The organism is Streptomyces sp. NPDC044044 (genome assembly GCF_056434405.1).
In genome coordinates, this window is record NZ_JBWKFG010000007.1 from 582,667 (window position 1) to 602,115 (window position 19,449).

Consider the following 19,449-nt stretch of genomic DNA (forward strand, 5'->3'; position numbering starts at 1 on the left):
TGGTCAGAGTCCGTAACCGCTGGTCAGGACTTTCCGAGTTCGTCGTCGATGATGGAGAAGACGTCGTCGAGCGTTGCCGCGGTCAAGTCGTCCGCCGCGGCCTCGGGTTCGCCCTCGTCCCACGTGGACAGGAGCGACCGGAGCCGCAGCCGGATGTCCCCGGCCAGGACGTCGTTCGGGTCGAGCTTGGAGATGGTGACCGTCAGCTTGTTCAGCTCGCTGAGCACCGCGGCGGCGGGTGTGCCGTCGCCGGCGAGCACCGTCGTGCGCAGGTGGGCGGCGAGGGCCGCCGGGTTCGGATGGTCGAACACCAGGGTGGCGGGCAGCCGTGAGTCGACCTCGGCGTCGAGCCTGTTGCGCAGTTCCACGGCCGTGAGCGAGTCGAAGCCGAGTTCCTTGAAGGCACGGTCCGCCTCGACGGCCTCCGGTCCGGAGAAGCCGAGCACGGCCGCGGTGTGGGTGCGGACGAGCTGTACGAGGGCCCGGTCCTGCTCCGCTTCGGTGAGTCCAGCCAGCCGCTGCGCGAGCGGGACCGCGCCGGGGCCGCCGTCGCCGGACCGTGCGGACCGGCGGGTGGGCGTCGGAACCAGGCCGCGCAGCAGCGGCCGTACCTGTTCCGGGTGGGCCCGCAGCGCGGCCAGGTCGATCGCGGCGGGCACCGCGGTCGCGGTGCCCGTCGTGTGCGCCGCGTCGAACAGCGCCATGCCGTCGGCGGAGGACAGCGGGGTCATGCCGCCCCTCGCCATCCGCTGCACGTCGGCGTCGTCGAGGTGCCCTGTGATGCCGCTCGCCTCGGCCCACAGGCCCCAGGCCAGCGAGGTCGCGGGCAGCCCGGCGGCCCTGCGGTGCTGTGCGAGCGCGTCGAGGAACGCGTTGGCGGCCGCGTAGTTGCCCTGGCCGGGGCCGCCGAAGACACCGGCTGCGGCGGAGAACAGTACGAACGCCGTGAGGTCCTTCTCCCGGGTCAGCTCGTGCAGGTGGAGCGCGGCGTCGGCCTTGGGTCCGAACACCGCGTCGACGTGGTCCGGGGTCAGGGACTCGATCACGCTGTCGTCCAGGACGCCCGCCGTGTGGACGACGGCGGTCACGGGGTGCTCGGCGAGGAGCGCGGCGACCGCGGCGCGGTCGCCGACGTCGCATCGGACGACCGTGACGCGTGCGCCCAGTTCGGCCAGTTCCCGGCGCAGGTCGTCCGCGCCCGGTGTGGCCGGGCCGCGCCTGCCGGTGAGTACGAGGTCCCGGACTCCGTGGCGGGTGACGAGGTGCCGTGCGGTCACGCCGCCGAGCACGCCGAGTCCACCGGTGATCAGCACGGTGCTGTCGGGGGTGAACGCCGTCTGCTCGGGAGCGTCGGCCGGAGTGGTGAGCCGTGCCAGCCTGGCCACCGTGGCGGTGCCGTTCCTGACGGCGATCTGCGGTTCACCGGTCGCCACGGCGGCGGGCAGCCTGCGCAGCGACTTCTCGTTCGCGTCCACGTCGACGAGCACGAAGCGCGCCGGGTGCTCCGACTGTGCCGACCGCACCAGGCCCCATGCGGGAGCCCGCACCAGGTCCGTCACGTCCTCGTCCGGCCGCCCTGCCGGTACCGCGCTGCTCGTCAGGAACACGAGCTGCGTCGCGGCGAACCGGTCGTCCGCGAGCCACTTCTGGAGCAGGTCGAGGGTGTGGTGGGTCGCCTCGCGGGGGCTCGTCGCGCCCTCGCCCGGCGTCACGGCCACGTACCGGGGCACGGGCGCGCCCGCGTCGGTGGCGGCGAGGAGTGCGGCCAGGTCGGCGTGCTCGTCGACCGGTTCGCCGGCCGCGGTGAGCGCGTGGGCGATGCGGGCGGTGTCGCTGCCGATGACCGCCCAGGCGCCGCTCTCGGGAGCGGCGTCCGGCATCGGCACCCACGTCACCTCGAACAGCGAGTCGCGGTGGGCGGAGCGTGCGGCGTTGAGCTGGTCGGCGGAGAAGGGGCGCAGGATCAGTTCGTCCACGGCGGCGACCGCCTCGCCTGAGCCGTCGGCGACGAGCACCGCCACGGCGTCCACGCCGACCGGCGTCAGCCGGACCCGCAGCTCCGTCGCACCGGTGGCGAGGAGCCGCGCCCCGGTCCAGGAGAACGGGAGCCCGTCCGAGCTCACCCCGAGCCCGACGGCGTGCAGAGCGGCGTCCAGGAGAGCCGGGTGCAGGCCGAAGCTCTCGTCGGCGAGGCCGTCCGGCAGCGCCACTTCGGCGAAGACCTCGTCGCCCTTGCGCCAGGCGGCGCGCAGGCCCTGGAAGGCGGGGCCGTGGTCGAGGCCGGAGGCGGCGACGGTGGCGTAGTGGCTGTCGACGTCGAGCGGTTCGGCCTCGCTCGGGGGCCAGACGACGAGGTCGTCGGTGACGGGGGGTGCGTCGGCCGTCAGGGTGCCGGTGGCGTGGCGGGTCCAGTCGCCGCCCTCGTCCCCTCGGGAGTCCACCGTGAATGCCCGTCCGCCGGACGCGTCAGGGCCGTCGAGGCTGAGCCGTATCTGGACGCCGTCCCGTTCGGGCAGCACCAGGGGCGCTTCGATGACCAGGTCGTCGAGGGACGCGCAGCCGACGTGGTCGCCGGCGCGCAGCGCGAGGTCCACGTAGGCCGCGCCGGGGAGCACGGCGGTGTCCAGGAGTCGGTAGTCGGTGAGCCAGGGGTGGGTGCGCAGGGACAGCCTGCCGCTGAACACGAGGCCCTCGGAGTCCGCGAGTTCGGTGACGGCGACGAGCAGGGGGTGGTCCACCCGCCCGAGGCCGGCCGAGGTCACGTCGCCGGACGCGGCGTGTGCCGTCGTGGGCCAGAAGCGGCTGCGCTGGAAGGGGTAGGTGGGAAGGTCCACGCGCCGCGCGTCGGGGAGCGGCAGGGCCACCCGGCCGCCGCGCACGAACAGGTTGCCTGCCGAGTTCAGGAGCCGGTCCTTGCCGCCGTCGCCGCGCCGCAGCGAGCCGACCACCAGGCCGTCGGGGCCTGCCAGTTCGCCGAGTCCGGCCACCAGGACGGGGTGCGGGCTGACCTCGACGAAGGTGGTGAAGCCCTCCGCCACCAGGGTGGACACGGAGTCCGCGAACTCCACCGTCTGCCGCAGGCTGCGGTACCAGTAGGAGGCGTCCAGGTCACGGGTGTCCAGCCAGCCGCCGGTCAGCGGCGAGTAGTACGGCACGTCGCCGGAGCGCGGCGTCACGTCCGCGAGGCCTTCCAGGATTTCTGTCTCGACCTGCTCGACGTGGTGGGAGTGCGGGGCGTAGTCCGCCTGAACCCGCCGCGCCCATGTCCCCTGCTCGGCGCAGACCTCCATCAGTTCGTCGAGCGCGGCGGCGTCACCGGAGACGACGACGGACGCGGGGCCGTTCACCACGCCGACGGCGAGCTGTCCGTCCCACCGCGCGATGAGTTCCCGTACGTCGTCCACGCCGAGCGCGACCGAGACCATGCCGCCCTGGCCGGACAAGGCGGTCAGCGCCTTGCTCCGCAGGACGGCGAGACGCGTGGCGTCCCGCAGGGACAGGGCGCCCGCGACGCACGCCGCGGCGATCTCGCCCTGTGAGTGCCCCAGTACGGCGCTCGGCTCGACGCCCCAGGAACGCCAGGTGGCGGCAAGGGACACCATCACCGCGAACAGGGCGGGCTGTACGACGTCAAGACGTTCCATCAGGCCGGGGTCCTGGATCGCGTCGAGGAGCGACCAGTCGACGTACTCGTCAAGTGCCTCGGCGCACTCCTCCATCCGCGTACGGAACTCCGGCGAGGATTCGAGGAGTTCCTGGGCCATGCCGACCCACTGCGTGCCGTGGCCGGGGAACACGAACACCGTGCCGGTGCCGCGGTTCTCGGCCGCGCCGGTCACTACGTTCGGCGCCTCGCGGCCGTCGGCCAGGGCGGTGAGACCGGCGAGGAACTCCTGCCGGTCGATGCCCACCACGACGGCCCTGTGGTCGAACACCGAGCGGGACCGCAGTGAGTGGGCGATGTCGGCGACCGACACGGCCGAGTCGGCGCGCTCGAACTCCTCGCCGAGGCGGGCGGCCTGCTCCCGCAGGGCTTCGGCGGTTCGCGCCGAGAGGACCCACGGCACGACGGTCGGTTCAGCCGGCTCCCCCGATTCGATTTCGGGGGAAGGCGTCTCGGGAGCCTGCTCGATGATGGTGTGCGCGTTCGTGCCGCTGAAGCCGAACGACGACACACCGGCGCGCCACGGCCGGTCCACGGCAGGCCACTCGCGCCGGTCGGTGAGCAGTTCCATCGCTCCTGCCGACCAGTCCACGTGCGACGACGGTTCGGTGACGTGCAGGGTGCGCGGCAGTACGCCGTGCCGCATCGCCATGACCATCTTGATCACGCCCGCGACGCCCGCGGCGGCCTGCGTGTGACCGATGTTGGACTTCACCGACCCGAGCAACAGCGGCCGGTCAGCGGGACGGCCCTGGCCGTAGGTGGCAAGGAGCGCCTGCGCCTCGATCGGGTCGCCGAGGGTGGTGCCGGTGCCGTGTGCCTCGACCGCGTCCACGTCGGACGGTGCCAGGCCCGCTCCGGCGAGTGCCTGGCGGATGACCCGCTGCTGCGAGGGCCCGTTCGGGGCGGTGAGGCCGTTGGACGCGCCGTCCTGGTTGACGGCGGATCCCCGGACGACGGCGAGCACTTCGTGGCCGTTGCGCTGTGCGTCGGACAGACGCTCGACGATCAGCATGCCGACGCCCTCGCCCCAGCCCGTGCCGTCGGCGCTGTCGGAGAACGCCTTGCAGCGGCCGTCCACGGACAGCCCGCGCTGACGGCTGAACTCGATGAACGCGCCCGGTGTCGACATCACCGTCACACCACCCGCAAGGGCCAGTTCGCACTCACCCGACCGCAGCGCCTGCGCCGCCAGGTGCAGGGCGACCAGGGACGACGAGCATGCCGTGTCCACCGTCACCGCGGGGCCTTCGAGGCCGAACGTGTACGACAGGCGGCCGGACATGACGCTCGCCGCGCTGCCGGTCGCCACGTGCCCGCCCACGTCCTCGACGGCCTCGCCGAGGACGAGCCCGTAGTCCTGCACGTTCGAGCCGACGAACACGCCGACGCGCTCGCCGCGGACCGAGTTCGGGTCGATGCCGGCCCGCTCGAACGCCTCCCAGGAGGTTTCCAGGAGCAGTCGCTGCTGCGGGTCCATGGCGAGGGCCTCACGGGGCGAGGTCCCGAAGAAGGTCGCGTCGAAGTCCGCCACCTGGTCGAGGAAGGCGCCCCTGCGGGAGTACGTCGTGCCGATGCCCGCGGGGTCCGGGTCGTACAGCGCCTCCAGGTCCCAGCCACGGTCGGCCGGGAAGTCGGTGACCGCGTCCCCGCCCGACAGGAGCACCTGCCACAGGTCTTCTGGGCTTGTGACGCCGCCGGGATACCGGCACGTCATCGCCACGATCGCGATCGGCTCGTCGGTCATGACCGGCCGCGCGGTGTCCGGCGTCAGGGGCGACTCGCCGTGCGGTTCAAGGACCGCGGACAGCAGGTGGTCGGCGAGCGCCGCGGGGGTGGGGTAGTCGAAGACCACGGTCGCGGGCAGGGTCAGGCCGGATGCGGCCGCGAGACCGTTGCGCAGTTCCACGGCGGTCAGCGAGTCGAAGCCCAGGTCGCGGAAGGCCCGGTCGGGGTCGACGGCGCCGGCCGTGGTGTGTCCCAGGACGGCGGCTGCCTGCGCCACCACCAGGCCGCGCACCAGTTCGTCCCGCTTCGCCGTGTCCAGGCCGGTGAGCCGGTCCCGCAACTCGGCTCCGTCCCGGCCTGATCCGTCCGGCCCGTCAGCACCGTCGGCTCCGGCGGTCCGGCCCGCGATCGCGTCGCGTGCCTCGGCCAGGTCGGCGAAGAGCGGGCTCGGCCTGCCGATGGTGAACGCGGGCGCGAACCGCTCCCAGTCGACGTCCACCACGACCGTGCCGGCCGTGGCGCGGCCGACGGCGTCGGAGATGGCGCCCACCGCGAGTTCGGGCGGCAGCGCCAGGAGGCCGCGCCGGGAGAGTTGCCGCTGCGCCTCGTCGTCGGCCATCCCGCCGCCGCCCCAGGGACCCCAGGCCACGGCCGTGCCCGGCAGGCCGTTCGCGGTGCGGTGCTCGGCGAGCGCGTCGAGGTAGGCGTTGGCCGCGCTGTAGCCGACCTGGCCGCCGCTGCCCCAGATGCCGGCGATCGAGGAGTAGCAGAGGAACGCGTCGAGCGGCGTGTCGGCGAGCAGCTCGTGCAGGTGCGCGGCGCCCGCCACCTTGGCGCCGACCACGTCGGCGAAGCGCGCGAGGTCGGTCTCGTCGACAGGTGCGCTGTCGTTGAGTCCGGCGGTGTGCACGACGGCGTCGACCTGGTCTCCGGCGGCCGCCAGGCCGTCGAGCAGGGCGGCGAGCCCGTCCCGGTCGGCGATGTCGACGGCGGCGATCGTGACGCGTGCGCCCAGCTCGACGAGCTCGGCCTCCAACTCGGCGGCGCCATCGGCTTCTGTGCCGCGTCGGCTCACCAGCACGAGGTGCTCGGCGCCGTGCGCCGCCGACCACCGGGCGACCCTGGCACCCAGGGCTCCGAGACCGCCGGTCACCAGAACCGTCCCGCGCGGCGTCCAGCCGGATTCCGGGGCGGCCGGATCGGCCGGGTCGGTCGGGTCGGCCCGGCGGAGGCGACGTGCGAAGACACCGGTCCCGCGTACGGCGACCTGGTCCTCCGCCCCACCGAGCAGCCCGCACAGCCGTGCGGCCACCCGCTGGTCCATGTTCTCCGGCAGATCGGCCGACCCGCCCCACCGGGCGGGGAGTTCCAGGGCCGCGGCCCGGCCGAGACCCCACACCATGGACTGCGCGAAGCCTGCGACCGTGTCACCCGCGGCCGCCGCCACGGCACCCGACGTCACGCACCACAGCGGGGCCTGTACGTCGGCCTCGCCGAGCGCCTGGACCAGCGCGAGGGTGGCTGCCACACCGGTCGGCACGGCGGGGTGGTCGGGGTGCGGCGACTCGTCGAACGCCAGCAGCGACAGGACTCCGCCGACTTCTTCTCCCCGCGTGAGAACCTGCGCGGCGCCGGAGCGCAGCGCTTGGGCAAGGGCCGTGCGGTCCGCGGAGTACGCAGGGTGCACGGAGTACGCAGGGTGCGCGGGGGCCTCGGCGGCCTCGGCGGAATCGGGGTCCACTGAATCCGTTGAGTCCGGTCCTTCGGGCTCGACCACGACGAGCGACAGGCCGCTGTCCGCGAGCAGTTCGCTCAGCGCGGCGGCGCGCTCGTCACCGGCGTGCGCCACGACCAGCCACGTGCCCGAGGGGGGCGTCGTCGCCGGGACACCGAGGGACTTCCAGCCGACGGTGTAACGCCACTTGTCCCACGTGGACTTCTCGTGGCTCCGGCGTCGCCACGACGTCAGGAACGGCAGCACGGCGCGGAGCGAGTCGGTCGCCCCGTCGTCGGTGATGCCCAGGGACGACGCGAGCGCGGACGCCTCCTCGCTGTCCACTGCTGCCCAGAACCGTGCCTCGTCCGCGTTCGGCGCTGCCTCGGCGGCGACGGTCGGAGCGTCCATCCAGTAGCGCTGGTGCTGGAAGGCGTACGTCGGCAGATCCACGCGCCGGGCGCTACTGCCCGCGAAGTACGCGGCCCAATCAACCCTCACACCCCGCGTGTGCAGCGCGGCGACCGTGGTCACCAGCGCAGTCTCCTCGGCCCTGTCCGCACGCAACGCGGGCAGGAACACCGCATCGGGCGCACTCCCAAGACCCAGAGCGGACAACGTCCCACCCGGACCGACCTCGACGAACACCTCGGCACCCTGCTCACGCAGCGCCACAACCGCGTCATGGAACCGCACGGATCCACGCACGTGCCGCACCCAGTACTCCGCCGAGGTCAACTCCTCAGCAGTCGCCAAACGGCCCGTCAGCGTCGACACGATCGGGATCGCGGGCGCCTCGTACGACACCTCTTCAAGGACCCCACGGAAGTCGTCCAGCATCGGGTCCATCAACGGCGAGTGGAACGCATGGCTGACACGGAGCCGCGTCACCTTCCGGTCCTCGGACCGCCACCGCTCCGCAACCGCTTCCACGTCAGCGGCGACGCCGGAAATGACCACCGAGGCGGGGCCGTTGACGGCAGCGATACCCACCGTCTCCGGCAAATCCGCTGCGACCTCGGCCTCGGACGCCTGGATCGCCACCATCGCGCCACCGGACGGCAGCGCCTGCATCAGCGCACCACGCGCCGACACCACCTTGACCGCGTCCGCCAGCGACCACACGCCCGCCACATGAGCCGCGGCCAGCTCGCCGATCGAGTGCCCGGCAAGCACATCAGGGCGCACACCCCACGACTGCAGGAGCCGGAAGAGAGCGACCTCAACCGCGAACAACGCAGGCTGCGTCACCCCCGTCTCGTTCAGCGCATCGGCATCCTCACCGAACAACACCTCACGAACTGCCGGGTCGAATTCACCCAGTACGGCGTCGAGCGCCTCGGCGAACACCGGGAAACGAGCCGCCAGTTCACGACCCATCCCCAGCCGCTGCGACCCCTGACCCGAGAACAAGAAGGCCAGTCGGCCGGGCTCGCCCGCGACTCCACCGACCACCGCGCCGGTCGTCCGGCCATCGGCCACGGCCGTCAAGGCCGCCAGGAACTCGGACCGGTCGGCGGCCACCACCACGGCACGGTGGTCCAGCACCGACCGTGACGTGGCGAGCGAATAGCCGATGTCGACCGGTGTGTGCTCGTCCACCAGGGACAGCAGGCGCTCGGCCTGGCCACGCAACGCACCTTCGTCGCCCGCCGAAAGGACCCACGGCACCAGGCCGCCGTCACGCACCGGCTGCGGAGCCTCTGCCGGGTCCACCGGGTTCGTCGGCTCGACCGCCGGGGCCTGCTCGATGATGGCGTGCGCGTTCGTGCCGCTGAAGCCGAACGACGAGACACCGGCGCGCCACGGCCGGTCCGATGCAGGCCACTCGCGCTGGTCGCTGAGCAGTTCCACGGCGCCCGCCGACCAGTCGACGTGCGGTGACGGCTCGTCCGCGTGCAGGGTGCGCGGCAGCACGCCGTGCCGCATCGCCATGACCATCTTGATCACGCCCGCGACGCCCGCAGCCGCCTGCGTGTGACCGATGTTGGACTTCACCGAGCCCAGCCACAGCGGCCGGTCGGCGGGACGGTCCTGGCCGTACGTCGCCAGGAGCGCCTGCGCCTCGATCGGGTCGCCCAGCTTGGTGCCCGTGCCGTGCGCCTCGACCGCATCCACGTCCGACGGAGTGAGCCCTGCGCCGGCGAGTGCCTGGCGGATGACCCGCTGCTGCGACGGACCGTTCGGGGCGGTCAGGCCGTTGGACGCACCGTCCTGGTTGACCGCGGAACCACGGATGACCGCCAGCACCGGATGCCCGTTGCGCCGGGCGTCCGACAGGCGCTCGACGAGCAGCATGCCGACGCCTTCGCCCCAGCTGGTGCCGTCGGCGCCTGCTCCGAACGCCTTGCAGCGGCCGTCCAACGACAGTCCTCGCTGACGGCTGAACTCGATGAACGCACCCGGCGTCGACATCACCGTCACACCACCGGCCAGCGCCGACGAGCACTCACCGGACCGCAGCGCCTGCACCGCGAGGTGCAGGGCCACCAGCGACGACGAGCACGCCGTGTCCACCGTCACCGCGGGGCCCTCGAAGCCGAACGTGTAGGACAGGCGCCCCGACGCCACGCTGGCCGCGTTGCCGGTCGCCACATAGCCGCCCACGTCCTCGGCCGCGCCGCCGAGCACAAGGCCGTAGTCCTGGGCATTCGAGCCGACGAACACGCCGACGCGCTCACCGCGCAGCGACGCCGAGTCGACCCCGGCCCGCTCGAGCAGCTCCCATGAGGTCTCGAGCAGCAGCCGCTGCTGCGGGTCCATCGCCAGAGCCTCACGCGGCGAGATCCCGAAGAAGCCCGCGTCGAACCCGCTCACGTCCGACATGAACGCGCCGGAGCGCAGGTACGTGGTCCCCACCGAGTCGGGGTCGGGGTCGTACAACGCCTCGACGTCCCAGCCACGGTCGGTGGGGAACTCCGTCACCGCGTCCCCGCCGGACAGCAGGACGTCCCACAGGTCCTCCGGGCTCGCGACACCGCCCGGGAACCGGCACGCCATCGACACGATCGCGATCGGCTCGTCGGTCACGCCGGAGACGGCAACAGGGTTGGAGGGGGCGTGCGTTGCGTCCGCTCCGGACAGTTCCACGCGCAGGTAGGCCGCCAGAGCCGCGGCCGTCGGGTAGTCGAACACCAGGGTCGCGGGCAGGGCGATGCCGGTGGCCTCGCGGAGCCGGGTGCGCAGCTCCACGGCCGTCAGCGAGTCGAAGCCGAGCTCCTTGAACGCACGGGTCGGGGAGAGGGCGTCACCGGACACGTGACCCAGCACCGCGGCAGCTTCGTACCGGACCAGCTCGGTGAGCTGCCGCTCCTGCTCGGCCTCATCGAGGCCCGCGAGCCGCTGCGCGAGAGCCGACGTGCCGCCCTGCTCTGCCGGAGCGGCATCGAACGCGGCCCGCACATCGGGCAGTTCACCGAGCAGGGCGCTCGGGCGCTGCGCCATGAACGTCCCCGCGAACCGGGTCCAGTCGACGTCGGCGACGACGATGTTCCCGTCCCCGCGCTCCAGGGCCGTGGCCAGACCGGCGACAGCCACGTCCGGATCCATCGTCGCCAGGCCCCAGCGGTGCAGCTGCGTGGCCTGCTCGGTGGTCGCGACCATGCCGCCGCCGCCCCACGGGCCCCATGCGACGGCCGTTGCGGGCAGACCCGCGGCCCTGCGATGGCCGGCGAGGGCATCGAGGTATGCGTTGGCAGCCGCATACGCGCCCTGCCCGCTGCTGCCCCACACTCCGGCGATGGACGAGAACAGCACGAACGCGTCCAACTGCGTGTCGGCAAGGAGCTCGTGCAGGTTCCGCGCGCCGTCGACCTTTGCCGTCAGTACGTCCGCGAACTCAGCGAGGTCACCAAGGTCGAGATCGGCGAGGGTCGCCGAACGCTCGATGCCCGCCGCGTGGACGACCGCGGTGAGCGGGAACTCGGCGGGGACGGACGCAAGGACGTCCGCGAGCGCAGCGCGATCGGCCGCGTCGCAGGCCGCGATCGTGACCCGGGCACCCAACTCGGTCAGCTCAGCGCGCAGTTCCTCCGCGCCGTCGGCGTCCAGTCCGCGCCTGCTGGTCAGCAGCAGGTGCTCGGCCCCATGCGTCGCCAGCCAGCGCGCCACGTGGCCGCCCAAGGCGCCGGTACCACCGGTGACAAGAACCGTGCCACGCGGCGACCAACCATCCCCGGAAGCCTTGCCCACCGGAGCGGTGACCAGCCTGCGGCTGAGGATCCTGCCACCGCGCAGCGCGACCTGGTCCTCGCCACTGGTCCCGGCGAGCACGGAAGCCAGCAGATCACCGGCCCCGTCGTCCTGCGCCTCGGGCAGATCAACGAGACCGCCCCAGCCGCCGGGCTGCTCCAGCGCGGCCACCCGGCCAAGACCCCACAGCAACGACTGCTCGAACCCGGCAACCACATCGTCCGCACCCGCCGACACCGCACCCGACGTCAGGCACCACAGCGGCACGTCCGCCTCACCCAACGCCTGCAACAGACCCACCGTGGCCGCGACACCCGCGGGCACAGCCGAGTCGCCCGCATCAGCGAGCCCAAGCAGCGACACCACGCCGCTCAGAGCCGACAGACCGGCCAACTGCTGGTCCCAGTCCACCGCTGCCGCGTCCACGTGCAGGACATACACATCGTCCGCACCGTTGCGGGTCAACGCGTCGCCGACCCACTCGGCGCGCTCCTCACCGGCGGGCGCGACGACCAGCCAGGCACCGTCCAACTGCCGACCACCGGCGGCCACCTGCCGCCACTCGACCCGATACCGCCAGCCATCGGCGGTGGACCGCTCCCGCTGCTTCCGCCGCCACGCGGACAGACGCGGCAGCACCGCACTCAACGGGTCGTCGGACGACACGCCCAGCGTGTGAGCGAGATCCGCGATGTCGCCCTCCTCCACGACCTCCCAGAACCGCGCCTCCACCGGCGATACCCGCTCGGCGCCCTTGGCGGTGACGTCCGGAGTGTCCAGCCAGAAGCGCTCACGCTGGAACGCGTACGTCGGCAGGTCCACCCGCAGCGCGCCACGACCGGCGAGGAACGCCTCCCAGTCCACCTCGACACCGCGTACGTGCAACTGCCCGACAGCCGTGGTGGCGGCCACCGCCTCCGGGCGGTCGCCGCGCAGCGTCGGTACGAAGGCCGCTTCCGGCGCGGACTCCTGGCCGAGCGCGGACAGCGTCCCGCCGGGTCCGACCTCGACGAACGTGGTCACACCCTCGTCCCGCAACGCGCTCACGGCGTCGGCAAAGCGCACGGACTCGCGTACGTGCCGCACCCAGTACTCCGGGGAAGCGAGTTCCTCGGGGGTTGCCGGGCAGCCCGTCAGCGTGGACACGATCGGGATCGCGGGAGCCTCGTACGACACGCTCTCCAGAACCCGGCGGAAGTCGTCAAGCATCGGGTCCATCAGCGGCGAGTGGAAGGCGTGGCTGACCTTCAGGCGAGACACCTTCCGGCCCGCCTCACGCCAACGCTCAGCCACCGCCTCGACATCAGCGGTGATACCGGAAATGACCACCGAGGCAGGGCCGTTGACCGCAGCGATACCGACGGTCTCCGGCAGATCCGATGCGACCTCGGACTCAGAGGCCTGTATCGCCACCATCGCGCCACCGGAGGGCAGCGCCTGCATCAGCGCACCACGCGCCGACACCACCTTGACCGCGTCCGCCAGCGACCACACGCCCGCCACATGCGCGGCAGCCAGCTCACCGATCGAATGCCCAGCAAGCGCGTCGGGCCGCACACCCCACGACTGCAGCAGCCTGAACAGCGCCACCTCGACCGCGAACAGCGCGGGCTGCGTCACCCCCGTCTCGTTCAGCGCATCGGCATCCTCACCGAACAACACCTCACGAACCGCCGGGTCGAATTCACCCAGTACAGCGTCCAGTGACTCGGCGAACACCGGGAAACGGTCCGCCAGTTCACGACCCATCCCCAGCCGCTGCGAACCCTGACCCGAGAACAAGAAACCAAGTCGGTGCGGCACCGCCTCACCCACCACGACACCCGCACCACCACGCCCCTCGGCAAGCGCGCTCAGAGCCGTCTGGAACTCTGCGGGCTCCGCTGCGACCACCACCGCGCGGTGGTCGAGGACGGCCCGCGAGAACGCCAGCGCACGGGCCACGTCCGCCACGGCCAGGTCCGGCGATTCGTCCACGAAGGACTTGAGCCGTGCGGCCTGCTCCCGCAGCGCCTCGGGGGTGTTGGCCGACAGCGTCCACGGGACGGCCGTGCCCGCCGGCAGCGGCTCCGGGAGCTCTTCCCGCTCGATCTCAGGAACCTGCGGGGCCTGCTCGATGATGGCGTGGGCGTTCGTGCCACTGAAGCCGAACGACGACACACCTGCCCGCCAGGGCTGACCCGTCTCCGGCCACGGCCGGGACTCGGTCAGGAGTTCCACCGCACCCGCGGACCAGTCCACGTGCGGTGACGGCTCGTCCGCGTGCAGGGTGCGCGGCAGTACGCCGTGCCGCATCGCCATGACCATCTTGATGACACCCGCGACACCGGCGGCGGCCTGGGTGTGGCCGATGTTCGACTTGATCGAACCGAGCAACAGCGGCCGGTCGGCGGGGCGGTCCTGGCCGTACGTCGCTAGGAGCGCCTGCGCCTCGATCGGGTCGCCCAGCTTCGTACCGGTGCCGTGCGCCTCGACCGCGTCCACATCGGACGGGGTCAGGCCTGTCGCCTCCAGCGCGGCCCGGATGACCCGCTGCTGCGAGGGGCCGTTCGGGGCGGTCAGGCCGTTGGACGCACCGTCCTGGTTGACGGCGGATCCCCGTACGACAGCGAGGACTTGGTGGCCATTGCGCCGGGCGTCCGAGAGCCGCTCGACGAGCAGCATGCCGATGCCCTCGCCCCAGCCCGTGCCGTCCGCGTCCGCCCCGAAGGCCTTGCACCGGCCGTCGACGGAAAGCCCGCGCTGGCGGCTGAACTCCACGAACGCGGCGGGCGTGGACATCACCGTCACGCCGCCCGCGAGCGCCAGCTCGCACTCGCCCTTCTGCAGGGCCTGTACCGCCAGGTGCAGGGCGACCAGGGACGAGGAGCACGCCGTGTCCACCGTCACCGCGGGGCCTTCGAGGCCGAACGTGTACGACAGACGGCCGGAGATGACGCTCGCCGCGCTGCCGGTGCCGAAGTAGCCGTCGACGCTGTCCGGCGCGGCCATCATCAGCGTCGTGTAGTCCTGGCCGTTGGTGCCGACGAACACACCCGAGCTGCTGCCGCGCAGCGAGTTGGGGTCGATGCCCGCCCGCTCGAACGCCTCCCAGGAGGTTTCCAGGAGCAGTCGCTGCTGCGGGTCCATCGCCAGGGCCTCACGGGGCGAGATCCCGAAGAACGTCGGGTCGAAGTCCGCCACGTGGTCGAGGAAGGCGCCCCTGCGGGAGTACGAGGTGCCGACGCTGGCCGCGTCCGGGTCGGGGTTGTACAGCGCCTCGACGTCCCAGCCGCGGTCGGTGGGGAACTCCGTCACCGCGTCGCCGCCCGACAGCAGGACCTGCCACAGGTCCTCCGGGCTCGCCACACCGCCCGGGAACCGGCATGCCATCGACACGATCGCGATGGGCTCATCGGTCACACCGGACACAGCGCTGGGGGCGGAGGCGGTGGGCGCGGCTCCGGACAGTTCCACGCGCAGATAGGCGGCCAGGGCAGCGGCTGTCGGGTAGTCGAACACCACGGAAGCGGGCAGGGCGATGCCGGTGGCCTCGCTGAGCCGGGCGCGCAGTTCCACGGCCGTCAGCGAGTCGAAGCCGAGCTCCCTGAACGCACGCGTCGCGGAGAACGCGTCAGCGGTCGCATGGCCGAGCACCGCGGCCGCTTCGGACCGGACCAGCTCGGTGAGCTGCCGCTCCTGCTCGGCCTCATCGAGGCCCGCGAGCCGCTGCGCGAGAGCCGACGTGCCGCCCTGCGCAGCAGAAGCGGTGGCGGAAGCGGAGTCGAACGCGGCGCGCACCTCGGGGAGTTCGCTCAGGAGCGCGCTCGGGCGCTGTGCCATGAAGGTGGCGGCGAACCGGGTCCAGTCGACGTCGGCGACGGTGACCTTGCCGTCGCCGTGTTCGATGGCCGCGCCAAGACCGGCGAGCGCCGCCTCGGGGTCCATCGTGGCCAGGCCGAGGCGCTGGAGGTGGGTGGCCTGACCGGAGTCCTCGACCATGCCGCCGCCGCCCCACGGGCCCCATGCGACGGCCGTGGCGGGCAGACCCGCAGCCCTGCGGTGGTCGACGAGGGCGTCCAGATAGGCGTTGGCCGCCCCGTAGGCTGCCTGGCCGCCGCTGCCCCACACTCCGGCGATGGACGAGAACAGCACGAACGCGTCCAGCTGCGTGTCGGCAAGGAGCTCGTGCAGGTTGCGCGCGCCGTCGACCTTCGCCGCCAGGACCTCGGCGAATCCGGTGAGGTCGTCCGGGTCGAGGTCGGCGAGAGCGGCCGAGCGCTCGACGCCTGCCGTGTGCACGACGGCGGTGAGCGCCGGGACGCTCTCGAGCAGCGCCGCGACGGCGTCCCGGTCGGCCACGTCACAGGTGGCGAACGTGACGCGTGCGCCCAGCTCGACGAGCTCGGCCTCAAGGTCCTCCGCTCCTTGGGCGGCGCGGCCGCGACGGGCGGCCAGCACGATGTGCTCGGCTCCGTGTGCCGCCAGCCAGCGCGCCACGTGGCCACCCAGGGCGCCGGTGCCGCCGGTGACGAGGACCGTGCCACGCGGCGTCCAGTTCTCGCCGGAGGCGTCGCCCAGCGGGGCGGGCACCAGTCTGCGGCCGAGGATCTCGTTGCCGCGCAGGGCGATCTGGTCTTCGCCGGTCGTCTCGGCAGGACCGGACTTCTCGGCGAGGCCAGTCGGTTCGGCGAGGGCGGAGGCCAGGAGGTCTCCGGTCTTCTCGTCCTGCGTCTTGCCCTGCGTCTTGCCCTGCGTCTTGCCCTGCGTCTCGGGCAGGTCGACCAACCCGCCCCAGCGGCTGGGGTGTTCCAGCGCGGCAGCCCGGCCGAGTCCCCACAGCATCGACTGCTCGAACCCGGTAACGCTCTCGCTCTCGCCCACCGAGACCGCGCCCGAGGTCAGGCACCACAGCGGTGCGGACACGTCCGCGTCACCGAGCGCCCGTAAGAGCCCGATCGTGGCCGCGACGCCCGCTGGCACGGACGATGCGCCCGCATCGGCGAGACCCAACAGCGAGACCACACCACTCAGAGCCGACAGACCGGCAAACTGCTCCGTCCAGTCGACGACGTCCGCCAAGTCCACGTACAGGACGTGCACGTCGTCCGCGCCATTGCGCGTCAGCGACTCACGCACCCACTCGGCGCGCCCCTCACCGGCCGGTGCGACGACCAGCCAGGCACCGTCCAACTTCCGAGCACCGGCGGCCACCTGCCGCCACTCGACCCGATACCGCCAGCCATCGGCGGTCGACCGCTCCCGCTGCTTCCGCCGCCACGCGGACAGGCGGGGCAGCACCGCACTCAAGGGGTCGTCGGACGACACGCCCAGCGTGCGGGCGAGGTCCGCGGGATCACCCTCCTCCACGGCCTCCCAGAACCGCGCCTCCACCGGCGATACCCGCTCGGAGTTCTCCTCCGCGGCCGGCGCGTCCAGCCAGTAGTGCTCGCGCTGGAACGCGTACGTCGGCAGGTCGACCCGGGTGGCGCCGCTGCCGTCGAAGAGGGCGGTCAGGTCCACCGGGACACCGCGTACGTGCAGTTGGCCGATGGCGGTGGTCAGTGCGACGAGTTCGGAGCGGTCACCACGCAGGGCGGGTACGAAGGCGGCCTCCGGGGCGCTGAGCTGCCCGAGACCGGAAAGTACGCCGCCGGGACCGACCTCCAGGAAGACGTCGACGCCTTGCTCACGCAGCCCCAGGACCGCGCCATGGAACCGCACGGACTCACGTACGTGCCGCACCCAGTACTCCGCCGAGCCCAACTCCTCGGCCGTCGTGTGGGCGCCGGTCAGCGTGGACACGATCGGGATCGCGGGCGCCTCGTACGACACGCCTTCGAGCACCCGGCGGAAGTCATCGAGCATCGGGTCCATCAACGGCGAGTGGAACGCATGACTCACCCGCAGCCGGGACACCTTGCGCCCCGCCTCACGCCACCGCTCAGCAACCGCCTCCACATCAGCGGCGACACCCGAAATCACCACTGAAGACGGGCCGTTGACCGCGGCAATCCCGACGGTCTCCGACAGGTCCGACGCGACCTCGGCCTCGGTGGCCTGGATCGCCACCATCGCGCCACCGGAGGGGAGCGCCTGCATGAGCGCGCTCCGCGCCGACACCACCTTGACGGCATCGCCAAGGGACCAGACACCGGCCACGTGGGCCGCGGCCAGCTCACCGATCGAATGTCCCGCCAGGACGTCGGGCCGCACACCCCACGACTGCAGCAGCCTGAACAGCGCCACCTCAACCGCGAACAACGCAGGCTGCGTCACCCCCGTCTCGTTCAGCGCATCGGCATCCTCACCGAACAACACCTCACGAACCGCCGGGTCGAATTCACCCAATACAGCGTCAAGGGACTCGGCGAACACCGGGAAACGAGCCGCCAGTTCACGACCCATCCCCAGCCGCTGCGAACCCTGACCCGAGAACAGAAAACCCAACCGGTGCGACACCGACTCACCCACCACCACACCCGCACCACCACGCCCCTCGGCGAGCGCGGTGAGCCGGTCGGTGGTGGTGGTCCGGTCCTCGGCGAGGAGTACGGCGCGGTGCTCGAACAGGGACCGTGTCGTGGCCAGCGAGAAGCCGATGCCCGCAGGGTCGAAGTCCGCTGAAGCCTCCACGGCGGACCGGAGACGGTCGGCCTGCGCGCGCAGTGCGTCGGGGGTGCGGGCGGACAGCACCCACGGCGTGACGGTGGGGGCCGGCAGCTCGGCGGCCGCTGTGGGCTCCGGGGCTTCGGCGTCCGCCGTGGGTGCCGGTTCGGGGGTGGGCGCCTCCTCCAGGATGACGTGGGCGTTCGTGCCGCTCACGCCGAAGGAGGACACACCTGCGCGGCGCGGTTCGCCGGACTCCGGCCACGGCCGGCCCTCGGTCAGGAGTTCCACGGTGCCCGCCGACCAGTCGACGTGGCTGCTCGGCTCGTCGACGTGCAGAGTCTTGGGCAGCACGCCGTGCCGCATCGCCATGACCATCTTGATGATGCCGCCGGCTCCGGCCGCCGCCTGGGAGTGGCCGATGTTCGACTTGAGCGATCCCAGGAGCAGCGGCCGCTCGGCCTCCCGCTCCGCGCCGTAGGTCGCGATGAGGGCCTGGGCCTCGATCGGGTCGCCGAGCGTGGTGCCGGTGCCGTGCGCCTCGACCGCGTCCACCTGCGCAGGGGTGAGCCGCGCGCTGGCAAGGGCCTGGTTGATCACGGTCTGCTGGGACGGGCCGTTCGGCGCGGTCAGGCCGTGGGATGCGCCGTCCTGGTTCACCGCCGAGCCACGGACGACCGCGAGGATGGGGTGTCCGTTGCGCTGGGCGTCGGAGAGACGCTCCACCAGGAGCATGCCGACGCCCTCGCCCCAGCCGGTGCCGTCGGCGCTGTCGGAGAACGCCTTGCAGCGGCCGTCCACGGAGAGGGCGCGCTGCCTGCTGTACTCGACGAACGTACGCGGTGTGGACATGAAGGTGGCTCCGCCCGCGAGCGCGAGGGAGCACTCGTCGCGGCGCAGCGCCACCATCGCGAGGTGCAGTGCCACCAGCGACGACGAGCATGCCGTGTCCACCGTCACGGCGGGCCCGACGAGGCCGAGGGTGTAGGCGATCCGGCCGGAGGCGATGCTGCCCGCGCTGCCGTTGGCGAGGAAGCCCTCGAACCCTTCGGGCGCCTGCGGCAGGCGGGTCGCGTAGTCGTTGTACATGACGCCCGCGAACACGCCGGTCCTGCTGTCCCTGGCCTGCGCCGGGTCGATGCCGGCGCGCTCGAAGGCCTCCCACGACGTCTCCAGGAGCAGCCGCTGCTGCGGGTCCATGGCGGCGGCCTCGCGCGGGCTGACCCCGAAGAACGCCGGGTCGAAGCCCGCGGCACCCTGCAGGAAGCCGCCGTGGCGGGTGATCGAGGTGCCCGCGTGCTCCGGGTCGGGGTCGTAGAGGGATTCGACGTCCCAGCCGCGGTCGGCGGGGAACTCGACCACGGCGTCGCGGCCCTCGGACACCAACTGCCACAGGTCTTCCGGGGACTCGACACCACCGGGGTAGCGGCAGCTCATCCCGATGATCGCGATGGGCTCGTTCTCCCGCTCCTCGACCTCGCGCAGGCGTCGGCGTGCGGTGCGCAGATCGGTGGTCGCCCGCTTGAGGTAATCGCGGAGCTTGTCCTCGTTCTGCATCTGGCGT

1 protein-coding gene is annotated in these 19,449 nt (G+C 72.4%); it reads right to left on the bottom strand.

The window, feature by feature from the left end:
• Positions 1 to 23: 23 nt before the first annotated feature.
• Positions 24 to 19,442 carry a type I polyketide synthase gene (locus AC07AG_RS27950; RefSeq protein ID WP_478758708.1) on the bottom strand — a complete coding sequence of 6,473 codons (19,419 nt, stop codon included), beginning with the start codon at positions 19,440 to 19,442 and terminating at the stop codon, positions 24 to 26.
• Positions 19,443 to 19,449 lie beyond the last annotated feature (7 nt).